This window comes from Nonomuraea sp. NPDC005650 (genome assembly GCF_040605375.1).
In the GTDB taxonomy this organism is placed as follows: Bacteria; Actinomycetota; Actinomycetes; order Streptosporangiales; family Streptosporangiaceae; genus Nonomuraea.
The window spans coordinates 42,303-62,439 of the sequence record NZ_JBEXCR010000022.1 but is presented as its reverse complement, the minus strand read 5'-3'; the positions used below and the strand labels follow the sequence as shown (position 1 = coordinate 62,439).

Here is a 20,137-nt window from a genome sequence, read left to right as displayed (position 1 = left end):
ACGATGCATGTACCGTATTGCTTCATTATGCTTCATCTTGTACCGTCGTTCTTGTTGGGCGGCCCCCGATCGGGGGTGGGGCCGCCCCTCCAACCCGCCGAGCCAAGGAGATAGATCGTGACCGAGCACGACGAGCCCGACCTGCAGCCCGGGGAGGTGCGGCTGCTCGCCCGCCAAATCGACGGCTGGGCCTGCATCCGGTGCGGAGAGGCCCCGGGGATCGACAAGCCGATGAAGCCCGCCGGGGTCGTCGACGGCCGCCAGGTGTTCTGGTGCGCCACCAACTGCCTCCTCAACCCGCTCAAGCCGCGGATGACCGTCGGCCAGGTGCGGCGGGCCGACGAGGTGCTGCAAAAGGTCATCAACAAGCACTTCCAGGGGCCGCTCAACCAGGCCGACGCCCTCGCCCTGTTCAACCTGCACATCACGTTGAGAGAGGGCCTCCAGTGACGTTGTTCACGCAGCCCACCCCGTACGCGGAGGCGGCGGCGCCGTTGTTCACGGTGCCGCAGCCCCCCGTGCACACCGCCCCCGCCGCCCCGGCCGCACCGGTGAAGTTCGAGCACCCGCCCACCAGTGAGCAGCAGGCGATCCTCGACGCCGCCGCCACCGGCCAGCCGCTCGTCATCGAGGCCGGCGCCGGCACCGGTAAGACGACCACGTTGAAGATGGTGGCCGCCGCCGCACCGCGCACCCGCGCCCTGTATCTCGCCTACAACAAGGCGATCGCGGAGGACGCCCGCGCTTCCTTCCCGGCCAACACCCAGTGCTCGACCGCGCACAGCCTCGCCTTCCGGCAGGTGGGCCACCAGTTCAAGGACCGGCTCAACGGTCCGCGACTGCCCGCGCGCGAGGTGGCCCGCTTCCTGCAGATCCCGGCCGTCGTCGACCTCGGCAAGCACGCCTTGACGAGCGTCAAGGTGGCCCGGATCGTCACTGACTCGATCCGCCGCTTCTGCTACTCCGACGACGACCTGCCCGCCTTCTCGCACATCCCGACGATTCCCGGTCTCGATGTCGACCCAGACGCCATGTACGAGCTGCGCGCTCAGGTGCTGCCCATGCTGGAGCGGGCGTGGGAGGACCTCCAAGAGCGTGGCGGACGGCTCAAGTTCGAGCACGACCACTACCTGAAAATGTGGGCTCTCACCCAGCCGACACTGCCCGCCGACGTCGTCTTCCTGGACGAAGCCCAGGACGCGAATCCGGTGATCGCCCGCATCGTCGAAGCGCAGTCCGCCCAGCGGATCCTGGTCGGCGACCAGTCGCAGGCGATCTACGGGTGGCGGGGCGCCGTCGACGCCATGCAGGAGTTCACCGGCCAGCGCCTGGCCCTGTCCCAGTCGTTCCGGTTCGGGCAGGCCATCGCCGACGAGGCCAACACCTGGTTGCAGCTCCTGAAGGCGCCGCTCCGCCTGTCCGGGAACCCGGCCAAAGACTCCAAGGTGGGCGTCGTCTACCCCGGCCAGGCGATCCTGTGCCGAACCAACGCCGGGGCGATCGGGCAGGCGATGGCCGCCATCGGATCCGGGCTCCGCCCCGCCCTGGTCGGCGGCGGCAACGACATCCGCAACCTGGCCCGCGCCTGCCAGGACCTGCAACGCGGCAGGCCGACCGAACACCCCGAACTGATGGCCTTCAGCTCGTGGGATGAGGTGCGCGAGTACGCCGAGCACGACGCCGGCGGCGCCGACCTGAAAACGTTGGTGAAGCTGGTGGATGGGCACGGGCCGGAACGGATCCTGCGCATCGTCGACCAGCTCGTCGACGAGCACAACGCCGACGTCGTCCTCAGCACCGCGCACCGCGCCAAGGGCCGCGAGTGGGCGACAGTGCGCCTGGCCGCGGACTGGTCTGAGCCGTACAACCAAGACGGCAGCCTCAACCGCGGCGAAGCCATGCTCACCTACGTGGCCGTCACCCGCGCCAAGGACGTGCTCGACCGGCGCAACCTGAACGCGGCCGAGGCGGGCGGTATCGGCTTCCGGAACCTTGTCGAGGACGAGGAGCGGGCCGCCCTCGACGAGCCCGGCCACATCCCGGCGCGGGAGCGGGCCGCCGTTATCCACAGCCCTGCCGAACAGGGTGGGGATATCCCCAGAACGCCGCTCGGCCCCGTCTCGACGGTGGCCGACGGTGAAGGCTCTGCCAACATGAACACGTCTGAGCCTGAATACATCCTCATCCCGGGGCGCGGCGGCGGGGTGGAGGAGGTGCACGTGGACGGCGTGCACTGTCCCGGCTGTAACGTCGGCCCCGGCCAGAACCACCGGGACGGGTGCACCGTGGCCCCTTACGACGTCCACAACGTGTGGACCGGGAAGGTCCCCGAGAAGCTCATGCAGGGCGTTGTCGTCCCGGACCCGCCCCGCATCTACACGGACCTCCCCACGGACATGGTCGGCTGGCTCGACTACGCCAAGCACGCCGCCGACAGCGAGAAGTCGTGGAAGGAGGTGAAGGAGGCCGCCCAGCAGAAGATCAAGGACTGGTGCGACGCCAACGGCGTCGACGAGCCGACCGTCGCCGGGCAGCCCGCCTGCTCCTACAAGGAGAACAAGCCGGGCGGCCAGCTCGACGGTAAGGCGCTCAAGGCCGACCACCCCGACATCTACGCCAAGTACTACACGCCCAAGAAGGCCAGCAGGCCCTTCAACTTCCTCGGCAGGTGGAAGTGACGCCGGATGCGGCCCGCGTGCTGAAGCTCCTCGCCGCCGGGATGACCACCCAGGAGGCGGCCGACGCCTCCTCGTGGCCGCGCGAGCGTGTGACGGCGCTCGCCCGCGGGCAGAAGGGGTGGCTGCTGCACCCGGACACGGACCGCGTATACGAGCCCGGCCGCAACACGGTCACCCTCCCCGCCGGGGTGGCCGAGCTCGCCGACCAGCATCTCCCGTTCGAACTCCTCGCCCGGGCGGAAGCCTCCAACGATCCGCAGCTGAGGAGGCTGGCCGCCACCGTGCGTGACGCCATGAGAGAGATCCCGGAACGGCTCGCGAACGCCCGCGAAGCCGCCGCCCTCGCCGCCGAGATCCGCCAGCTGAAGAAGCAGCTCGCCGCCAAGGAGGCCCGGTACTGCGAGCTGACCGGCGAGCAGGCGCCCACGCCGCCGGCAGCCCCCGCGTCCAGGCGAGTGAAGGTGAAAACGAAGCGGCCCGGGATCCGGGCGTGGGCCGCCTCGCAGGGCCTCGACTGCCCGGCCAACGGCCGCATCCCCAAGGCGGTTGAGACCGCCTACGACGAAGCCCACGGAGGTACCCCATGAACGCCCCGTACGGCGTGATCACGGTGGCTGGGTTCCGGCCTGATGGGTCGGCGCTGATGCAGACATGGCGGTTGACCGAGGACGATCGGGCGTTCATCGCCGCCGTGCTGGCCGAGAAGCTGGGCCAGCCGCACTCGGAAACCCTCGCCAGCCCGGAGAACGTCACCACGGTCGGCGACCTCGTGCTCAACGCGCCCGGCGCCGTCACCACCTTCCAGGAGCGGCCGTGACGGCCGGGCAGGAGTTCGTCATCCGCGCGCTGCTCGAATTCGAGTACCGCGTCACTGCCGAGAACGCCGACGAGGCCGAGCGGCTCATGGAGGAGGGCGGACTCGACGACAAGGGCGAGTGCGTCGGCTACAGCGTCGACGCGGTCGTCTCGGCCGACAAGCGTGGGGACTTCTGGTCCGACGAGGACGACCTTCGAGCGCGCTGCGAGTGTGGCCACCTGGTCGTCAACGAGCACACCGGGCGGAAGTTCGGTGAGCGGGAGCCGAGCAAGACGTTCACCAGGCAGTGCAGCGCCTTCCACTGCGGCTGCCTGGCCCCGGTCGAGGTGACAGCATGACGATCGCTTTCACGCAGCCGGATGCGGGCTGGGCTACCCCGCCCCTGTCCGGGCTGGCCGCTGCTATCGCCACCAACGTCGTCTCCACGGTGAAGCAGGCCGGCGCCCGCGCGCCCCGATCCCTGCAGCGGGTGATAGGCCCCTCCGAGATCGGCACCCCGTGCGTCAGGCGTCTCGCGTTCAAGCTGTGCGACTGGCCTGAGGTGAACACGGAAGGCGACCCGTGGGCGTCGATCATCGGCACCAGCGTGCACGCCTGGATGGAGGACACGTTCCGCGCCGAGAACCAGCGGCTCGGCCACGAACGGTACGTGATCGAACGGCGGCTGCACATTCGCGGCAACATCTACGGCTCGGCGGATCTGTTCGACCGGGCGCACGGCTGCAACATCGACTGGAAGATCACCGGCCCCGACCGGGTGAAGAAGTACCGCCAGCACGGGCCCGGCGACCAGTACCGGATCCAAGCCCACCTGTACGGGCTCGGACAGGAGAACGCGGGCGAGCACGTCAACGACGTGTCGGTGGTGTTCCTGCCCAGGGGTGGCCGCATCGACGGCCTCCACGTCTGGACGGAACCCTACGACCGCTCCATCGCCCTGGCCGCGCTGGACCGCCTCGACAACGTCATGACGACGCTCACCCACCTCGACCCGCCCAACAACCCTGCCGCCTGGAGCATGTTCCCGGCCTCGGACGCGTACTGCACGTTCTGCCCCTGGTTCCAGCCCGGCTCCACGGACGCTTCCAGGGGCTGTCCGGGGGCGTCGTGAACGACGATGTGGCCCGCATGTGCGGCGGCAAAATCCGCCACCCGAACCGGCGGCGGGCGCTCGGCCACCTGCGGGCGCTCGCCGCCGCCAACAAGGCGGTTGACACCAGGTTGAACGTGTACCGGTGCCCCTTCTGCCTGGCCTGGCACGTCGGCCACCGCCCCCGCTGAACCGGCCCCCAAAAACCCATCGCTGTACCGTCTTGCTTCATAATGCTTCATCTTGTACCGTCGTCACTGCACGGCAACGCAACACCAAGTCGAAAGGTTCACCTCATGTCGTTCTCCCAGCCCGCCCCCGCCTCCGACGTCAAAATCGCCGACTACGTCGGCCACCTCCTCCTCTTCTACCCGCGCTCCATCCGCTCCGGCGTCGTCACCACCAACGGCATCGCCGACCCGCTCGTCACCGACGTCGTCATCCTCACCCACCCCGAAGGGCCCAAGGCCGAAGCCAACGTGCTCGTCTTCCAGAAGGTGCTCATCGGCTCCCTGAAGGGGAGCATCGGCCAGGACCCGGTGCTCGGCCGCCTCGCCCGGGGTGTCGCCAAGCCCGGCCAGTCCGCGCCGTACGTGCTCAACGAGTTCGACCAGAACGACGCCGCCTACGCCACCCAGTACCTGAACAGCGTCGGCGGCAACCCGTTCCCGTCCTTCCAGCCCGCCGCCGCCCCGGCTCCGCAGCCGGTGCCTACCGCCGTGCCGGTTGCCCAGGCGCCCGTGCCCGCCGCGGTCCCGGTCGCCGCGCCCATCCCGGTGGCGGCGCCCGCGCCGGTCGCTCCCGCGGTGGCGTCGGCTCCGCTGCCGCAGGCTCCCGGCGTTCCGGCCGCCCCGCCCGCGTGGGCCGCCCCCCAGGCCCCGGTTCCGGCCGCCGCGCCCGTCGCCCAGGTGCCGCAGGCGGTGCCTAACCAGGCGGAGGCGATGGCGGCCATGGCCGCGCTCGGCATGACCCAGATGCCGCCCGCCCCGCCCGCCACCGCGTAAGGCGGCCCCCCGTGACCGGCCCCGACAGGACCCCTCCCTCCTGTCGGGGCCGAACCCATCTCCACCTGAATCAAGTCAGTTAGTCATTAAAGGAAAGCGGGGCCGAACTTGAACGACCAGCTGCTGCCGACGGCCCTCCAACTCCACGAGGCCGGCCTGTGCGTCCTCCCGGCCGCCGCCGACGGCAGCAAACGCCCCGCCATCATGTGGAAGCGATATCAGGCCGAGAGGCCCAGCCGCGACCAGCTGCAGGAGTGGTTCCAGGCCGACGAATACGACGGGCTCGGCACCGTGTGCGGCGCCGTCTCCGGCAACCTCGAAATGCTCGAATTCGAAGGCCGGGCCGTCGCCGAACATGTTGCCGAACACGCCACCCAGCTGGCGCACGCGTCCGGGCTCGGAGACCTGTGGCAGCGCATCACCACCGGATATATGGAGCTGACTCCCGGCGGAGGCATCCACATCCTCTACCGCGTCACCGGCAGCCCCGTGGCCGGGAACACGAAACTCGCCCGGCGTCCCGCCACCGCGGCCGAGCTGGCTGATAACCCCGACGACAAAATCAAGGTTCTGATTGAGACGCGCGGGGAGGGCGGCTGGGTTGTTCTCGCCCCCTCCGCCGGGGCTACGCACGAGACCGGCCGGGCGTGGCACATGCTCGCCGGCAGCCCCGACACGATCCCCACCATCACCAGCGAGGAGCGCGACCTCCTCCACCACCTGGCGGCCGTCTTCGACCAGATGCCAGCCGCGGGAGAGACCTCCGCGCCGCCCACGTCGACCCTGTTCTCGCAGCCCGCGCCCGCCTGGGACGACGACGGCGGCGTGTCACCCGGCGCCGACTTCAACGCGCGCACCACGTGGGAGGAACTGCTCGTCCCCAGGGGGTGGACACGCCTGTGGACGGATTCGGCCGGGATCACCTACTGGTGTCGTCCAGGGAAGCGTATGGGCGTCTCGGCCACCACCGGCAAGGGCGGCGCCGACAACCTGTACGTCTTCAGCACCAGCACCGAGTTCGAGCCTGAACGGCCCTACGACCGGTTCGGCGCCTACGCCCACGTCGAGCACCGCGACGACCACAGCGCGGCGGCGAGCGCCCTCTCCGCCGCCGGGTACGGGCAGCGCGTCGAACGCACCGTCCCGGCGCCGGCGCCCGTCCCGCCGCCGCTCGTTGACGGGAACCTGGCCACCGTGCACCAGCTGCACGCCGACGGGCCGCCCGCGCCGCCACTGCAGGTGGTGGAAGAGAAGACGTACGCCGAATCCGACGACGGCAACGCACTCCAGCTGGTCGACCGGTTCGGCGAGGTGATCAGGTTCGTGCCCGAGCGCGGCCGGTGGATCACCTGGACCGGGGTGCGTTGGGAGTGGCAGCCGAAAGGCGGCGGCCTCGTACGCGAGTACGCCAAGAGGATCGCCCGCGGCCTGCCCGAAGTGGATAAGGCCGCGATCGCCCACAAGAAGAAGGCGCTCTCCTCGCTGGGGACGGGCGCCATCCTCGCCCAGGCACAAACCGATGTTCGCGTCACGGTCGGGTTCGACCAGTTGGACGCGCATGCGATGGAGTTGAACACGCCGGGCGGCATCATCAACTTGGAGACGGGCGAGCTGCTGCCGTCGGACGCGTCCAGGCTGCACACGAAGATGACTGCGTGCGCGCCCGACCCGGACACCGACGCTTCTCGCTGGCTGGAGTTCCTGGCTGACACGTTCGGCGGCGACGACCAGCTGGTCGGCTACCTGCAACGCCTCGTCGGCTACAGCGCGACAGGCAGCGTCGCGCAGCATCGGCTGCCGTTCTGCATCGGCTCCGGCGGCAACGGGAAAGGCGTCTTTCTCGAATCGTTGATGAGCGTGCTCGGCGATTACGCCACCACCGCCCCGGCCGATTTCCTGATGGCGAAATCGCACTCCGAGCACCCCACCGAATTGGCCCGCCTCGTCGGCATGCGCATGGTTGTCTGCTCCGAAGTATCTGATGACGCACGCTTTGACGAGAAAAAAGTGCAGCAGTTGACGGGCGGCGACACGATCACCGCCAGGTTTATTAGGGAGGACCATTTCACGTTCAAGGCGTCACACCATTTGTGGCTGATGGGCAACCACCAGCCCGCCGTCCGGGCAGGCGGGCGCGCGTTCTGGCGGCGGCTCCGCCTGATCCCGTTCCTGAATGAGGTGCCTGAGGAGAAAATGGTGGACGACCTGCAAGGCATCCTCGCCAGCGAGCACGGGCCGGCGCTGATGGCGTGGATCGTGCAGGGCGCGGCCCAGTACGCCGCCAACGGCCTCCAAGAGCCGGACAGCGTCAAGGCGGCCACCGACAACTACGCGGCCGACCAGGACACCGTCGCCCGCTTCGTTGAGGACTGCTGCCACACGGCCGCGTCCGACCAGGTGCAGATCCGGATCACGAAACTCCGCGAAGGATACGAACGCTGGTGCTTCCAGGAGGGCGAGACTCCGGTGAGCGCCAAGAAGCTGACGCAGGAGCTCGCCAGAAGGTACGGGGTTGGGCAGACCCGATCCGCGTCCGCCAGGTCCTATACGGGGATCACGATCCTGGCCGACGAGCCCTCCCCGGATCTGTCATCGCCTTCCGCGGATCTGTCACGGCCGGGATTCTCGCAGCCGGACGACTCCGACAAGATCGGCGGCCCCGGATGGTGACCAAGATCGTCGTGACAGGTTCGGGTGACACATCCGTCATTGCCACGATTCGACCCCCCACCAGCCAGGATTCCGCCCGGCGATCCATGATCGTGACGGGTGACAGTTTTCCTCCGGTTAACGCCTTACGCGTGTGTGTGCGCGTACGCATGCGCGCCCGCACAATGGCGTCAACCGGAGCGGAAGTGTCATCCGTCATCGGGGGCGGAAAATGATCTCCAGCCCGGTGTCGCTCGCGATTTGCCGCCGGTGCGGGCGGCCCATCCTCAGCGGCTACAGCGAGGGCGTGTGGGTGCGCGCCAACCCGGCACCGATCGACGCCGCCCAGGAGCTGGCCGCCATCCAGGCCGGCCACTTCACGTACGACCTGCAGCCCCTCGGACTACCGCGCCGCCCGTACCTGTGGCACCGGACATCATTCCGAATCCTCGGCGAACGCAAATGGCAGGTTTTAGCGCAGCACGTGTGCCCGCCAGGCCCACACTTCCCGCCACCACCCTCGAACCCGATTGAGCTATTCATTCCATTCAACGTGTCCACCCCCGACGACCCGCAATTCTGAGGAGGCATCCCATGCTGAAAAATGTGGTCGCGAACCTCGAATGGGTCGTCGAATATTGGCCCGACCTTGTCGACGCCAGAATTCCAGGCACCCGACGCCCGTGGCGGCAAATAGAACTCACCCCGGAAGCGCGCGCCGAACTCGACGAGCAGGCCCGCATCGAACGCTTCGAACGGTCCATGCTGTCCCTCGGGGCGTCGCCGGCCCCGCTCGACGTGAACGTGTTGCAGGCCGTGCTCGACATGCTCGTCCAGGCCGACGACCTCGCCGCCGCCATCGCCGGCCACTACGGGCGGGGATGGCTTCCCTCACCCGGGCCTGGCGAGCTCGACGCCCGCCCCTACCTGCTGTACGCGGCCCGGCACCTGCCCGAGCAGCTGGTCGAGCAAGTGGCACCGGTCGCAGCCGCCATGGTCGACCGCGTCGCCTCGCTGCTGTGCATGGTGTACGACGGCCAGCACCTCGACGTCGAATGCCCGTGGTGTCACAACACGGACGTGTGGCGGGTGCGAGAACTGCCCGGCGGCATGGTCGCCGTCGTGTGCGAAGGCGTCTGCGAACCCCCGCTCGACCAGGTCGGCACCTGGTGGGGAGGACAACCCGTCTGGCCCATCCAGGACTGGCCCCGGCTCGCCCGACTCATCCATGCCGCCGAAGAACGTGAGAAGCTGGCGTCATGAGGCGCTTCCTCGTGATGCTGAACCGGCTGTTCAGCGCGAGCCTGCACTGCACACGCTGCCAGGAGAGGCTCGACGTCGATGTTCCGTTTCCGCGGATCGTCTCGCCCTCGCGGCTCGCTGCCCGCCACGCTCCCGCGTGCCCCGGCATGATCGTGGAGCGGATTCCCTGATCATTGCGGCCACCTGCAGGGGCGGGTATTATCCACAGGCAGTGGGCGAAGCACGCCTCAAAACCGGCCCCGCCACCGTGCGGGGCTTCCGCATGTTCGGGGGTGAGCACGTGTGCCCCGACCGACCATCTCGGACCAGAAGCGCGCTGAGATCCTCGACGACATCCGCGCTGGCGAGAAGTCCGCGCGCCAGATCGCTCGCGATCACGGAGTAGCGCAGTCCACCGTCTCCAAGCTGGCCAAAGACGCCGGGATCGCGAACGCATTCGATCGATCGAAAACCAAGAACGCGACTGAGGCGGCCAGGGCCGACAACGCCGCGCTGAGGGCCAGCACGTCGCGCCGGTTCTTGGAGGAGTGCAACCGGTTCCTTGACGACCTGCATCGGCCGCACACCGCGTGGAATTTCGGTGGCAAGGACAACACGTACAACGAGAAGACGTTCGACGAACCCCCGACTGGCGATAAGCGGAACCTGATCGTGGCCGCGGCCACCGCGATCGACAAGCATCTCGCGGTCGAGCGGCATGACAACTCGGGTGAGTCGCAGGCCGCCGTCGACCTCTGGCTGCAGGAGATGACGGGCCTGTGAACGTCACCCCCCTCGTGGGCAAGCAACGTGAATCCGTGCAGCTCGCGACCGCCCGGTTGAACATCTGGGACGGGTCGGTCCGATCCTCGAAGACGATCAGCTCGCTGATGAAGTGGCTCAAGTTCGTCAGGTCGGCCCCGGCCGGGCCGCTGCTCATGGTCGGCAAGACCGAGCGGACGTTGAAGCGGAACATCATCGACCCGCTGGTCGAGATGCTGGGGGAGAAGCGCTGCAAGTTCGTCGCTGGCGCCGGCGAACTCCACCTGCTCGGCCGCCTGATCTACGTAGCCGGTGCCTACAACGAGGGCTCCGAGGACAAGATCCGGGGCCTGTCCCTGGTGGGCGCCTACGTGGACGAAGCCTCGACGATCCCCGAGAGCTTCTGGGTCATGCTGCTCACCCGCCTCTCGATCCCGGGCGCGCAACTGCTGGCCACCACGAACCCGGACGGGCCGCAGCACTGGCTGAAAACCGACTACCTGGACCGGGCCCGGCTGTGGCTCGACCACGACGGCCAGGTCCACGACCACAGCGACGACCCCGACACGCTCAACCTTCACCGCTTCAGCTTCAAGCTGGCCGACAACCCGAACCTCACCGCCCAATACGTCGCCGACGTCTCCTCCGAGTTCACCGGCCTCTGGTACCGCCGCCTGATCCTCGGCGAGTGGTGCCTGGCGGAGGGCGTCGTCTACGAATCCTGGGATCCGGCCCGGCACGTCATCGCCGAGCTGCCGCCGATCGCGCAATGGCTATGCATCGCCCTCGACTACGGGACCACGAACCCGTTCCACGCCCTGGCGATCGGCCTGGGCGTCGACGGCCGCCTGTACGTCGGCCACGAATGGCGCTGGGACTCGAAGAAGCAGCGAGGCTCACTCACCGACGCCGAATACTCCGAGCGCGTGCGCGCCTGGGTCGCCTCCCTGGGTATCACGCCGTCGTACTGGGTCGTCGACCCGTCCGCGAAGTCGTACAGGGTGCAGATGCACCGCGACGGCACCACGAGCACCCTCGCGGACAACGAGGTGGTCGACGGCATCCGCGACGTCGCCTCCCTCTTCGCCACCGGCCGGCTCCTCGTGCACGCCGGGTGCCGGGAGCTGATCAAGGAGATTCCCGGGTACGCCTGGGACCCCGACGCGTCCGAGAAGGGCGAGGACAAGCCGTTGAAGGTGGCCGACCATGGCTGTGACGCGCTCCGGTACGGGATCAGGACGACGCGCAACATCTGGCACGGGCAGCTCGCCCCGGCGAGCGGGCGCTGAAACTTTGCGCACCTCCGCAAAGTTGTGAGCACTGCTCTACCGGCCGTTAACTTTTGGGAATCTCTACTTCCCGCAAGTCGCATTTCAAGATCCAAAATCGAGCCTTTGGAGATCACCATGAACCTGATCGGCCGCCACCCGAGCACCTACCAGATCTCTCGCTACTTCGAGTACGAGCACCTGCCCACCCACCTCCAGGCGATCAGCAAGCCGTGCCACGACCTCGCCGAGCAGATGATCAACGCGCTGCCCGACGGTCCCGAGGTCACCGCGGGCCTGCGCAAGCTGCTGGAGGCGAAGGACTGCTTCGTCCGGGCCGCGCTGGACAAGCCCTGATGTCGATCCATGTCGACACCATGCAGGAAGCGCTGCGCACGATCACCGTGCCTCCAGGCCCTGCGTTGCTGTACATCACCGAGGGCGACAGCCCCACGATCACGACTCTCGACCGTGCCGTCGTCGAGCACATGCCGCCACGCGACCGCGCCATCTGCCGCGCGCTCCTGGAGTACGTGATCGATCAGCTCGACAAGTCCTGAAGGGAGGCCATCGTGCCGTTGCCCTCGGGAGGATCCTGGCCGCCCCGCAACCTGCAACCCATTCAGCAGCAGTACGCCGTGTTGGACGCCTGGTACACCGGCGACAGTGACCGGCTCGCCGCACTGTACGGGGATCCCCGCAACAGCAACGTGCCCGCCAACCGGCCCTCCCAGTACCGGGGCGGCCTGGTCGGCACCGCGGCGAGATGGTTCTGGGGACACCCCACACCGCAAGGCGAGAAGCGCACGAAACTCCACGTGCCGGTCGCGTCCGACATCTGCACCATGTCCAGCGACTTGCTGTTCTCCGAGCCGCCCACCATCACATGCGACAACCCCGACACCCAGCAGCGCATCGACGACATGCTCCCCCAACTGCAGGCCACCCTCCTCGAAGGGGCCGAAGTCGGCGCCGCCCTCGGCGGCTACTACCTGCGCGCCGTCTGGGACAAGCAGGTCGCCGACCTCCCGTGGCTCGCCGCCGTCCACGCGGACGCCGCCGTGCCGGAATGGCGTTGGGGGCGTCTGTGGGCGGTCACCTTCTGGCGCGTGCTCGAACTCGACGACGACACGTGCTTCTGGCATCTCGAACGCCACGAGCCCGGCTACATCTACAACGGCTTGTACAAGGGCAAGCCCGGCGACCTCGGCGGCCAGCTGCCGCTCACCGCCCACCCCGAGACCGCGGGCATGCAGCCCGTCATCGACACCGGCCTCGACCGGTGCACCGCCGTCTACGTCCCCAACATGCGGCCCAACCGCGGTTGGCGGAACTATCCGGCCGGCGCCAACCTCGGCCGCTCGGACTTCGACGGCCCCGTGCTTGGCCTCATGGACGCGCTCGACGAGGTGTGGACTTCGTGGATGCGGGACATCCGCCTGGCCAAGGCCCGCCTGATAGTGCCCGACTCCTACCTGAAATCCCTCGGCAAAGGCCAGGGCGCCTACTTCGACCCCGACCGCGAAATCTACGAGGCGCTCAACATCCTCGGCGGCGACGACCGTATGGAGATCAGCGCGCAGCAGTTCGCGATCCGCGTGGCCGAACATCGGGACACCCAGGCCGAACTCCTGGCCGCGATCCTCCGGGCAACGGGCTACAGCGCCCAATCCTTCGGGCTCAGCGGCGAGGTGGCCGTCACCGCCACCGAAGTCTCCGCGAAGGAGCGGCGGTCGCTGATCACGAAGAGCAAGAAGGACCTGTACACGGTGCCGCCGCTCGCCGACGGCATCGAAATGCTCCTGGAGCTGGAGGCCGCGCTCGGGTTCGAGGGAGCGGTCACGCCGGAACGCCCGACCATCACCATGGCCGACAGCGTCTCGCCGGACATCATGCAGCTCGCCCAAACCGTCGAACTGATGCGCCGCGCTGAAGCCGTCAGCGACGAGACCGCGGTGCGGATGCTTCACCCGGATTGGGATGAGGACCAGGTGCAGGCGGAGGTGGAGGCGATCGGGGAGGCCCGGCCGGATCCGGTGGCGGATCCGTTCGCGCTTCCCGGCGAGATGGTCGGCTCCGACGACGCAGAGAGCGGGCCGCCTGGTGACGGTCCCGCCCGTGAGGAGAAGTAGGCCCCGGTCTCCCGGGGCCCGGCGTGTTAGCTCCAGCTCCAGGGGCGCTCTTCGTGCGCGTCGGCGTAGGCGATGGCGTCGGCCTCGGTGCTGAAGCTCTGCCGGAAGAAGTCGTCGGCGTAGTAGACCTCGAAGCACGTTTCGGCCGTCTTGTACACGGTGTGCGAGGCGCTTGTGTAGATCTTGTTCGTCATTTCGTTCTCCCTGATTAGATGTTCTCTTTTCCGTGTAGCCACACAGTATCAGGGAGCCTTGTGGCTACACAATAGTTGTGGCAAACTTTCTGTGTGACCACACAGAAACCCGCCGACGCGCACACCCCCATCAGGCGCTTCCGAGCCCCTGACCTGCTGTGGGACGCATACGAAACCGTCTGCGCCCGCCTCGGATACGACCGCAGCGAGGACCTGCTCAACCACATCCGTGCCACCATCCGCGAGCACGGCACCCCTGAGGAGGTCGCCGCGCTCGAACAGGCCGAGGCCGAGCTTGCCGAGCGCCGAGCGCGGAAGGGCGGTCGGCCGCGCAAGACGGCGGAGTAGCTCGCTGGGGAGGTCCTGCTCGTGGCTGTGGACCAGGACCTCCTCGACCAGATCGCCGCCACCGTCGCCGACCTGTACCGCGAAGTAGAGGTAGCGCTGGTGCGCACCGTCGCCCAACAGCTCCGCAAGGACCTGCCCGGCGACGAGCAGCCCCAGCCGGTCGCCTTCTACCAGGAGAAGCTCGACTCGGTCCGGAAGCTGCAGGCCAGCGCCCGGCTGATCCTGGCCTCGCTGCAGGAGCGTCGGGCGCGCATCATCCGCGAGGCGATCGCCAGGGCGTACCGGTCCGGGCAGGATGCGGCCGTCGCCGACCTGCCAGAGAAGTGGTTCCCCAAGTCGGGTGTCGGCCAGGCCGCGCGCCAGGCGACCGCGGTCGTCCCGAACGCCAGGGTGTTGGAGAACATCGCCCAGGCGCTGCACCGCGACGTCGGCCGCGTCGACCAGAACATCCTGCGAGCACCGCTCGACGCCTACCGCGCCGTCCAGGCCGGCGCCGCCGGCCGCGTCACCTCCGGAGCCTTCACCCGGCGCGAAGCCTCACAGGCCGCCTGGCAGCGCCTGATGGATCGCGGCATCGTCGACTTCACCGACCGCGCCGGCCGCCGCTGGAAACTCTCCACCTACGTGGAGATGCTGGCGCGCACCAACGCGCAGCGCGCCGCCGTGCAGGGCCAAACCGATCGGCTCGCCGAGCTCGACATCGACCTCGTCTACATCTCCGACAACGTCCAGGAGTGCAAGCGCTGCAGGCCGTTCGAGTCGAAGGTGCTGCGGCGTGATCCTGGCCCGGTCGGCAAGATCCGGGTGGAGCATGCCACCCGCGACGACCACTTCATCACCGTCGACGTGGTGGACACCCTCGACGGCGCCAGGGCGAAGGGGTTGTTCCATCCGAATTGCCGGCACTCCGCCAGCGCCTACCTGCCGGGCGTAACCACGTTGAAGAAGAACACGGCCGACCCCGAGGGTGACAAGGCGCGGCAGAAGCAGCGCGCGCTGGAGCGCCGCATCCGCGCCGCGAAGGAGCAGCTGGTGGGCGCGCTCACCCCTGAAGCGAAGAAGGACGCGAACGCGCGGGTGGCCGCCGCCCAGGCCGCGCTACGCGGCCACCTGGCCGCCAACCCGAAGCTGAAGCGGCTCACCTACAGGGAGCAGATCGGCGCCGGCAACATCCCCAAGGCAGGCGGGCCGAAGGGCGGACCCGTCCAGGACCTGCAACCCCCCGTCCAACAGGTGCTCGTCTAACGGCGGCACCATCCGCTGTCCTGAATTACCTGCACGATCACTGCAGCGTCTGCCGTGCTGATGCTCGCCGTCCCGTCGAACCGCTGTCGCACAGCCGATAACAGCTTCTTCTGGTCCCCGCCCGCGAGGATCGACTGGCACGTGTCGCGGGCCCGCGAGATCGACCGCTTGTGATCGAGCGCCGGATCGACGAGTGCGAGAGCATCCAGCAGCTGCGCGGACTCTAGCGCGTCCGGTGACGGGATCCCGGCCGCGGCCGGCTCGGCCCGCGCGGTCGCAGAGGTCGACGCGTTGGCGTGGCTGCCTTGGTCGCCCGAGGGCGACGGCTGTGGAGAGCTGCAGCCTGCGAGCGCGAGCAGCGCGCACACGGTGATCAGGGTGTTTCGCATGCGCGCACCGTACGCCCCACATGTTGACTTCCGTCCGATTGCTATCGAACGGATGCCCGAAACAGGCCGCCCGGAGCGGTCCAAACCCCCTGTTCGGCCAGGCGCCGAGCACCATCCCGCGCTCCCCTGGAGGGTCCGCATGACCATGCCCACCCCGCCCGCCAACCCCGACGGTGGCCAGCCGCCCGCGCCCGCGAGCGCGCCCCCGGCCGTCCCCGCCCCGCCGCCGTCTGCCGCACCGCAGGCACCGGCACCACAGAACCAGCCGCCCGCGCCGGCCCCGGCCGCGCCGCCGGTTCCGCAACCCCCGACCTGGACGCCGCCGCCCCCGCCGCCCGTCGACGACGGCGGGATCGACGACATCTCCAAGCTGCCGAAGAAGTGGCAGAAGGAAATCCAGGACCTGCGCAGCGAGAACGCCTCCAACCGGGTGAAGGCCCGAACCGAGACCGTCCTCAGGCACGCGTACACGACCGCGGCCGAGCACGGCGTCAACCCGGCCGCCCTCCTCGGCTCCACCGTGTTCGCTGCCTCGGCCGCCAACCTGGACCCGAACGCAGAAGACTTCCCGGCCAGGCTCGCCGAAACCATCCAGGCCGCTCTGACCGCGAACCCGTGGATGGCCGCACAGACCAGCGCCCCGGCGCCTACGCCGGTCCCCCCGGTGTCGGGCGGCGACTTCACCGGCGCCGGCGGCCAACCGGCCGGCCCCAGCCTCGACCAGCAGATCGCCGACGCCGAGAAGGCAGGCAACCACGCCCTCGCGATCGCTCTCAAACGGCAGCGCGCCGCTGCCCAGTAACCCTCTAGGAGATCACCTTGTCCGGTATCAGCGCGATGGGCACAACGTTCAACCTGCCCAACTACACGGGTCAGCTCTTCGCGTTGACCCCGGCCGACACCCCGCTCCTGTCCGCGATCGGCGGCCTCACCGGCGGCGGCATGGCCTCCTCGACCGAATTCGAGTGGCAGACCTACGACCTCCGCGACCCCGCCCAGCGGGTCGCCCTCGAAGGCGCGACGGCCCCCACCCCGGAGGGCCGGGTCCGGGCCAACGTGAAGAACGTCGTCCAGGTCCACCAGTCCAAGGTGTCAGTGTCGTACACGAAGCAGTCTGCGACCCAGCAACTGGCCAGCCCGCAGAGTGCGCCGTTCAACCACCCGGGCGGCGGCCCCAACCCGGTCGTCAACGAGCTGGACTGGCAGGTCGAGCAGGCGCTCCGCCAGATCGCCCTCGACGTCAACTACTCGTTCATCAACGGCCTCTACCAGCTGCCCACCGACAACACCACCGCCCGCAAGACGCGCGGCCTTCTGCAGGCCATCACCACCAACCGCGTCTCCAAGGCCACCTCGACCGTGACCGGCCTGAGCTCGGCGACGGACACGATCACGGAGACGGCGACCGCCCTCACCGACGGCACCAAGATCGTGTTCACGAAGACGGGTGACGCCACCGGCATCGTCGCCGGCCGCATCTACTTCGTGGTCAACAAGGCGACGAACACGTTCAAGGTGGCCGCCACCGCCGGCGGCACCGCCATCACGCTCGGCACGTCCACGTCGAACATCGACTACCTGGTGCCGTGGACGACCGCGCTCACCCCGGCCGTCATCGACGACATCCTGCAGATGGCGTACGACAACGGCGGCATCTCCAACCAGGAGACGGCCACCCTGCTGTGCAACTCGGTGCAGAAGCGGGCGATCACCGCCGCCTACGCGGACGCCTACGGCAAGGCGGTCCTCATCTCCACCGAGTCCCGCCGCACCGTCGGCGGTGTGTCCGTGCAGACCATCGAGACGGACTTCGGGGTGCTGAACATCATGATGGACCGGCACATGCCGCAGGACGCCATCGCCGTCGTCTCCATGGACATGCTCAAGCCCGTCTTCCTCAACGTGCCCGACAAGGGCGTCTTCTTCGAAGAGCCCCTCGCCAAGACCGGCGCGTCCGACGACGTCCAGCTGTACGGCGAGATCGGCCTCGCCTACGGCTCCGAGCGGGCGCACGCCCTGCTGCGCGGCCTCGACGTCTAATGCCGATCTACGAGCAGTACGACGCCGACGGCAACAAGGTGGGCCGCGCGTTCACCGTCGACGGCAGTGACGACGACGCACGCCACGCCGCCCTCGCCTCCTCGGAGACGGGCGGCTGGCGACGCGCCGACAACGTGGAGGGGGCGGCTGTCCACGGGGCCGCCCCCACCACCCCCAACCGCGCGACCAGCGGCCGACCGCGCAAGAACGCCTCCGTCGACGTCTGGCACGCCTGGGCGGTCTCCAACGGCATGGACCCGGAGCAGGCCGACGACCTCACCAAGAACCAGCTCATCGAGCTGGCCGACCAGCTCGACAAGGAGTAGGCATGGCGCGCACCGCCATCACCGCCTCGACCACGCTCACCGAGGCCGGCATCGACCCCACCGCCGTCGACGGCGCCATCGAAGCCACCGACGGCAATTCGTTCCCGTGGAAGGAGCACCGGCTGCTGTACGTCCTCAACGGCGACGACGCCGCGGTGACCCCCACCTTCCTCACCCCCGGCACCGTCGGACGGCAGCAGCTGGCCGTCGCGGACTTCGCAGGCAACGCGATCGCGGCCGGCGCCTACAAGATCTACGGCCCGTTCGGTCCCGAGTTCCGGCAGGCCGACGGCAACGTGTACGTCAACTGGGCGGGCACCACGCCCGTATCCGTCACCGCGGCCGTCCTGGACGCCTGAAGACGTGCGGGCGGGCTCGGGGCTGTGAGGGTGCGCGCCCGCCCGCACCCGCCCTGGAGGAGGTGCACCGTGGCGTACGCGACTGCGGAAGAGTACGCGGACGAGATCGGCACGCCGGGCCCGGCCAACATCACTCGTCTGCTCACCCTCGCCAGCCTGGACGTGGACGCCGCCCTCATCAGCGCCGTCTACGACGTCGACAACGACGACGTCCAGGCCGCGCTGAAAACGGCGACGATCGAGCAGGCCGCCTACTACCTCGACACCGGCGACACGACCGGCACCGGAGGCCAAGCCGTCTACTCCGACGTGCAGATCGGCTCCGTCCGGCTCGCGCGCGCACAGGCCGGGGGGGCGGGTGGAGGCTCGGCCGCCCGCCCCCTCGCACCACACGCCTTCACCGCGCTCCAACTGGCTGGCCTGACCGGGCACGAGCCCTACACCTACCGGTGCGCGGAGGCGGCCGATGGGTAGCGTCCCAGCCTGGCTGCTGCGCCACACCGTGCTGGTGGAGCCGTTCGAGGGCAGCGGCCCGATCGGCGCCGAGTACGGCGAACAGACCCCAGTGCGGTGCCTGGTAGAGGAGAAACGCCGTCTCGTGCGCGATGCCGAAGGCGCGGAAGTCGTCTCGGAGACGACCTTCTATGCGCCGCTGGGCACGGTGTGCCCGCCCGAATCGCGGGTCACCCTGCCGTCCGGCCGTGTCACGTACGCGATCGTCTCCGCCCCCCACGACGGCGGCGGCCTGCCCACCCCCGACCACCTCGAAGTCGCACTCCAGTAGGGAGGTGGTCGCGGTGGCGCAGCGCTCCACCCTGAAGCTCGACGTCGGCCAGCTCGACAAGGCCATGGAAGCCGGGGCTGTGAAGGGCCTGGCGGTGGCGATGGAGCACCTCCTGCAGAAGAGCCGCGAGGAGGTGCCGCACGAGGAGGGCACCCTCGAACGTTCCGGCACAACATCAGTGGACGAGTCCACGCTGACCGGAGCCGTCTCCTACGACACGCCGTACGCAGTCCGCCAACACGAGGACCTCACCCTCCGCCACGACGAGGGCCGCAAAGCCAAATACCTGGAGGACCCGGCCGACGCCGAACGAGCCGTGATGCTGGAGCTGATCGCGGCCCAGATCCGGCGGAGCCTGCGATGACCTGGACCAAACAGCTGCTCACCGCCATCGCTGTGCGCCTGCACGAGCAGGGCGCCGGCGTGTGGAAGCCACCCGGCACCGGCGTGTACGCCGCCGGCGACATCGCCATCACCCTCGGACGGCTCCCGTCCACGCCCGACCGGGCCATCGCCCTCGCCGCGTATGGCGTCGACCAGTTCGCCGACGACCCCGTCAACACCGACTCCACGCAGGGCGTCCAGGCCCGCATCCGCGGCGCCCGCGAAGACCCGACCAGCGTCGACGACATCGCCGACGCCGTCTTCAACGCCCTGCACGGCTGGCAGAACCCGGCGGCCGGGATCATCCTCTGCACGCGCCGTATCAACGCGCCGATGGGCGTCGACACCAACCAGCGGTGGGAGCGGGCCGACTCCTACCACCTGCTCTGCCACCGACCAACCACACTCCGCCCCGGATAGGGAGAC

At 68.9% G+C, this 20,137-nt stretch carries 29 protein-coding genes; 27 read left to right on the top strand and 2 right to left on the bottom strand.

Annotated elements, in window-relative coordinates:
* Positions 1-117 precede the first annotated feature (117 nt).
* From ABZS69_RS34430 to ABZS69_RS34350, 17 genes are all read left to right on the top strand, one after another.
* Positions 118-450 carry a hypothetical protein gene (locus ABZS69_RS34430; RefSeq protein ID WP_355379557.1) on the top strand — a complete coding sequence of 111 codons (333 nt, stop codon included), beginning with the start codon at positions 118-120 and terminating at the stop codon, positions 448-450.
* Positions 447-2,678 carry a UvrD-helicase domain-containing protein gene (locus ABZS69_RS34425; protein WP_355379556.1) on the top strand — a complete coding sequence of 744 codons (2,232 nt, stop codon included), beginning with the start codon at positions 447-449 and terminating at the stop codon, positions 2,676-2,678. The genes ABZS69_RS34430 and ABZS69_RS34425 overlap by 4 nt, the downstream gene beginning before the upstream one ends.
* Positions 2,669-3,265 carry a histone-like nucleoid-structuring protein Lsr2 gene (locus tag ABZS69_RS34420; protein WP_355379555.1) on the top strand — a complete coding sequence of 199 codons (597 nt, stop codon included), beginning with the start codon at positions 2,669-2,671 and terminating at the stop codon, positions 3,263-3,265. Before ABZS69_RS34425 ends, ABZS69_RS34420 begins: the two co-directional genes overlap by 10 nt.
* Positions 3,262-3,495: a hypothetical protein gene (locus ABZS69_RS34415; RefSeq protein WP_355379554.1), complete on the top strand. Its 234-nt coding sequence runs from the start codon at positions 3,262-3,264 to the stop codon at positions 3,493-3,495. The genes ABZS69_RS34420 and ABZS69_RS34415 overlap by 4 nt, the downstream gene beginning before the upstream one ends.
* Positions 3,492-3,833 carry a hypothetical protein gene (locus ABZS69_RS34410; RefSeq protein ID WP_355379553.1) on the top strand — a complete coding sequence of 114 codons (342 nt, stop codon included), beginning with the start codon at positions 3,492-3,494 and terminating at the stop codon, positions 3,831-3,833. Before ABZS69_RS34415 ends, ABZS69_RS34410 begins: the two co-directional genes overlap by 4 nt.
* Positions 3,830-4,606, top strand: coding sequence for a hypothetical protein (locus tag ABZS69_RS34405; protein WP_355379552.1), 777 nt, complete (start codon positions 3,830-3,832; stop codon positions 4,604-4,606). Before ABZS69_RS34410 ends, ABZS69_RS34405 begins: the two co-directional genes overlap by 4 nt.
* Positions 4,603-4,776 (top strand): hypothetical protein, encoded by a 174-nt coding sequence (locus ABZS69_RS34400; RefSeq protein ID WP_355379551.1) that lies wholly within the window; start codon positions 4,603-4,605, stop codon positions 4,774-4,776. Before ABZS69_RS34405 ends, ABZS69_RS34400 begins: the two co-directional genes overlap by 4 nt.
* A 105-nt stretch (positions 4,777-4,881) precedes the next feature.
* Complete coding sequence (locus ABZS69_RS34395; RefSeq protein WP_355379550.1) at positions 4,882-5,589, top strand: hypothetical protein; 708 nt, start codon at positions 4,882-4,884, stop codon at positions 5,587-5,589.
* 108 nt (positions 5,590-5,697) lie between these two features.
* Positions 5,698-8,259 carry a phage/plasmid primase, P4 family gene (locus ABZS69_RS34390; protein WP_355379549.1) on the top strand — a complete coding sequence of 854 codons (2,562 nt, stop codon included), beginning with the start codon at positions 5,698-5,700 and terminating at the stop codon, positions 8,257-8,259.
* 211 nt (positions 8,260-8,470) lie between these two features.
* On the top strand, positions 8,471-8,821 hold the full coding sequence (locus tag ABZS69_RS34385) for a hypothetical protein (protein WP_355379548.1): 351 nt from the start codon (positions 8,471-8,473) through the stop codon (positions 8,819-8,821).
* A gap of 11 nt (positions 8,822-8,832) precedes the next feature.
* Positions 8,833-9,501, top strand: coding sequence for a hypothetical protein (locus tag ABZS69_RS34380; protein WP_355379547.1), 669 nt, complete (start codon positions 8,833-8,835; stop codon positions 9,499-9,501).
* On the top strand, positions 9,498-9,671 hold the full coding sequence (locus ABZS69_RS34375; protein WP_355379546.1) for a hypothetical protein: 174 nt from the start codon (positions 9,498-9,500) through the stop codon (positions 9,669-9,671). Before ABZS69_RS34380 ends, ABZS69_RS34375 begins: the two co-directional genes overlap by 4 nt.
* A gap of 112 nt (positions 9,672-9,783) precedes the next feature.
* Positions 9,784-10,263 (top strand): winged helix-turn-helix domain-containing protein, encoded by a 480-nt coding sequence (locus tag ABZS69_RS34370; protein ID WP_355379545.1) that lies wholly within the window; start codon positions 9,784-9,786, stop codon positions 10,261-10,263.
* Complete coding sequence (locus tag ABZS69_RS34365; protein ID WP_355379544.1) at positions 10,260-11,531, top strand: PBSX family phage terminase large subunit; 1,272 nt, start codon at positions 10,260-10,262, stop codon at positions 11,529-11,531. Before ABZS69_RS34370 ends, ABZS69_RS34365 begins: the two co-directional genes overlap by 4 nt.
* Positions 11,532-11,636: 105 nt before the next feature.
* Entirely contained in the window at positions 11,637-11,867 is a 231-nt protein-coding gene (locus ABZS69_RS34360) for a hypothetical protein (RefSeq protein ID WP_355379543.1), read from the top strand.
* Complete coding sequence (locus tag ABZS69_RS34355; RefSeq protein WP_355379542.1) at positions 11,867-12,070, top strand: hypothetical protein; 204 nt, start codon at positions 11,867-11,869, stop codon at positions 12,068-12,070. The genes ABZS69_RS34360 and ABZS69_RS34355 overlap by 1 nt, the downstream gene beginning before the upstream one ends.
* Before the next feature lie 12 nt (positions 12,071-12,082).
* Positions 12,083-13,642 (top strand): hypothetical protein, encoded by a 1,560-nt coding sequence (locus ABZS69_RS34350; protein WP_355379541.1) that lies wholly within the window; start codon positions 12,083-12,085, stop codon positions 13,640-13,642.
* A 26-nt stretch (positions 13,643-13,668) separates the two neighbouring features.
* Here the strand turns inward: ABZS69_RS34350 and ABZS69_RS34345 are convergent, their stop codons facing one another.
* A complete protein-coding gene (locus ABZS69_RS34345) occupies positions 13,669-13,836 on the bottom strand; it encodes a hypothetical protein (protein ID WP_355379540.1) in 168 nt (55 codons plus the stop codon).
* A 93-nt stretch (positions 13,837-13,929) separates the two neighbouring features.
* Between ABZS69_RS34345 and ABZS69_RS34340 the strand changes: the two genes are divergently transcribed.
* Together ABZS69_RS34340 and ABZS69_RS34335 are read left to right on the top strand one after the other, a co-directional pair.
* A complete protein-coding gene (locus ABZS69_RS34340; protein WP_355379539.1) occupies positions 13,930-14,184 on the top strand; it encodes a hypothetical protein in 255 nt (84 codons plus the stop codon).
* A 21-nt stretch (positions 14,185-14,205) separates the two neighbouring features.
* On the top strand, positions 14,206-15,429 hold the full coding sequence (locus ABZS69_RS34335; RefSeq protein WP_355379538.1) for a phage minor capsid protein: 1,224 nt from the start codon (positions 14,206-14,208) through the stop codon (positions 15,427-15,429).
* On the opposite strand, the gene ABZS69_RS34330 is transcribed toward ABZS69_RS34335, so the two are convergent.
* Positions 15,426-15,818 carry a hypothetical protein gene (locus ABZS69_RS34330; protein ID WP_355379537.1) on the bottom strand — a complete coding sequence of 131 codons (393 nt, stop codon included), beginning with the start codon at positions 15,816-15,818 and terminating at the stop codon, positions 15,426-15,428. The two genes, ABZS69_RS34335 and ABZS69_RS34330, sit on opposite strands and share 4 nt — an antisense overlap.
* A gap of 139 nt (positions 15,819-15,957) precedes the next feature.
* Here ABZS69_RS34330 and ABZS69_RS34325 point away from each other — a divergent pair, with 139 nt between their 5' ends.
* From ABZS69_RS34325 to ABZS69_RS34290, 8 genes are all read left to right on the top strand, one after another.
* On the top strand, positions 15,958-16,620 hold the full coding sequence (locus ABZS69_RS34325) for a hypothetical protein (RefSeq protein WP_355379536.1): 663 nt from the start codon (positions 15,958-15,960) through the stop codon (positions 16,618-16,620).
* 17 nt (positions 16,621-16,637) lie between these two features.
* Entirely contained in the window at positions 16,638-17,858 is a 1,221-nt protein-coding gene (locus tag ABZS69_RS34320; RefSeq protein WP_355379535.1) for a DUF5309 family protein, read from the top strand.
* On the top strand, positions 17,858-18,184 hold the full coding sequence (locus tag ABZS69_RS34315; RefSeq protein ID WP_355379534.1) for a hypothetical protein: 327 nt from the start codon (positions 17,858-17,860) through the stop codon (positions 18,182-18,184). Before ABZS69_RS34320 ends, ABZS69_RS34315 begins: the two co-directional genes overlap by 1 nt.
* Before the next feature lie 2 nt (positions 18,185-18,186).
* Complete coding sequence (locus tag ABZS69_RS34310; protein ID WP_355379533.1) at positions 18,187-18,543, top strand: hypothetical protein; 357 nt, start codon at positions 18,187-18,189, stop codon at positions 18,541-18,543.
* A gap of 69 nt (positions 18,544-18,612) precedes the next feature.
* Positions 18,613-19,017, top strand: a complete 405-nt coding sequence (locus ABZS69_RS34305; protein ID WP_355379532.1) for a hypothetical protein — start codon at positions 18,613-18,615, stop codon at positions 19,015-19,017.
* Entirely contained in the window at positions 19,010-19,327 is a 318-nt protein-coding gene (locus tag ABZS69_RS34300) for a hypothetical protein (protein ID WP_355379531.1), read from the top strand. Before ABZS69_RS34305 ends, ABZS69_RS34300 begins: the two co-directional genes overlap by 8 nt.
* Positions 19,328-19,340: 13 nt before the next feature.
* Entirely contained in the window at positions 19,341-19,691 is a 351-nt protein-coding gene (locus ABZS69_RS34295) for a hypothetical protein (RefSeq protein ID WP_355379529.1), read from the top strand.
* Positions 19,688-20,131, top strand: coding sequence for a minor capsid protein (locus tag ABZS69_RS34290; protein ID WP_355379528.1), 444 nt, complete (start codon positions 19,688-19,690; stop codon positions 20,129-20,131). The genes ABZS69_RS34295 and ABZS69_RS34290 overlap by 4 nt, the downstream gene beginning before the upstream one ends.
* The last annotated feature ends 6 nt before the right edge of the window (positions 20,132-20,137 follow it).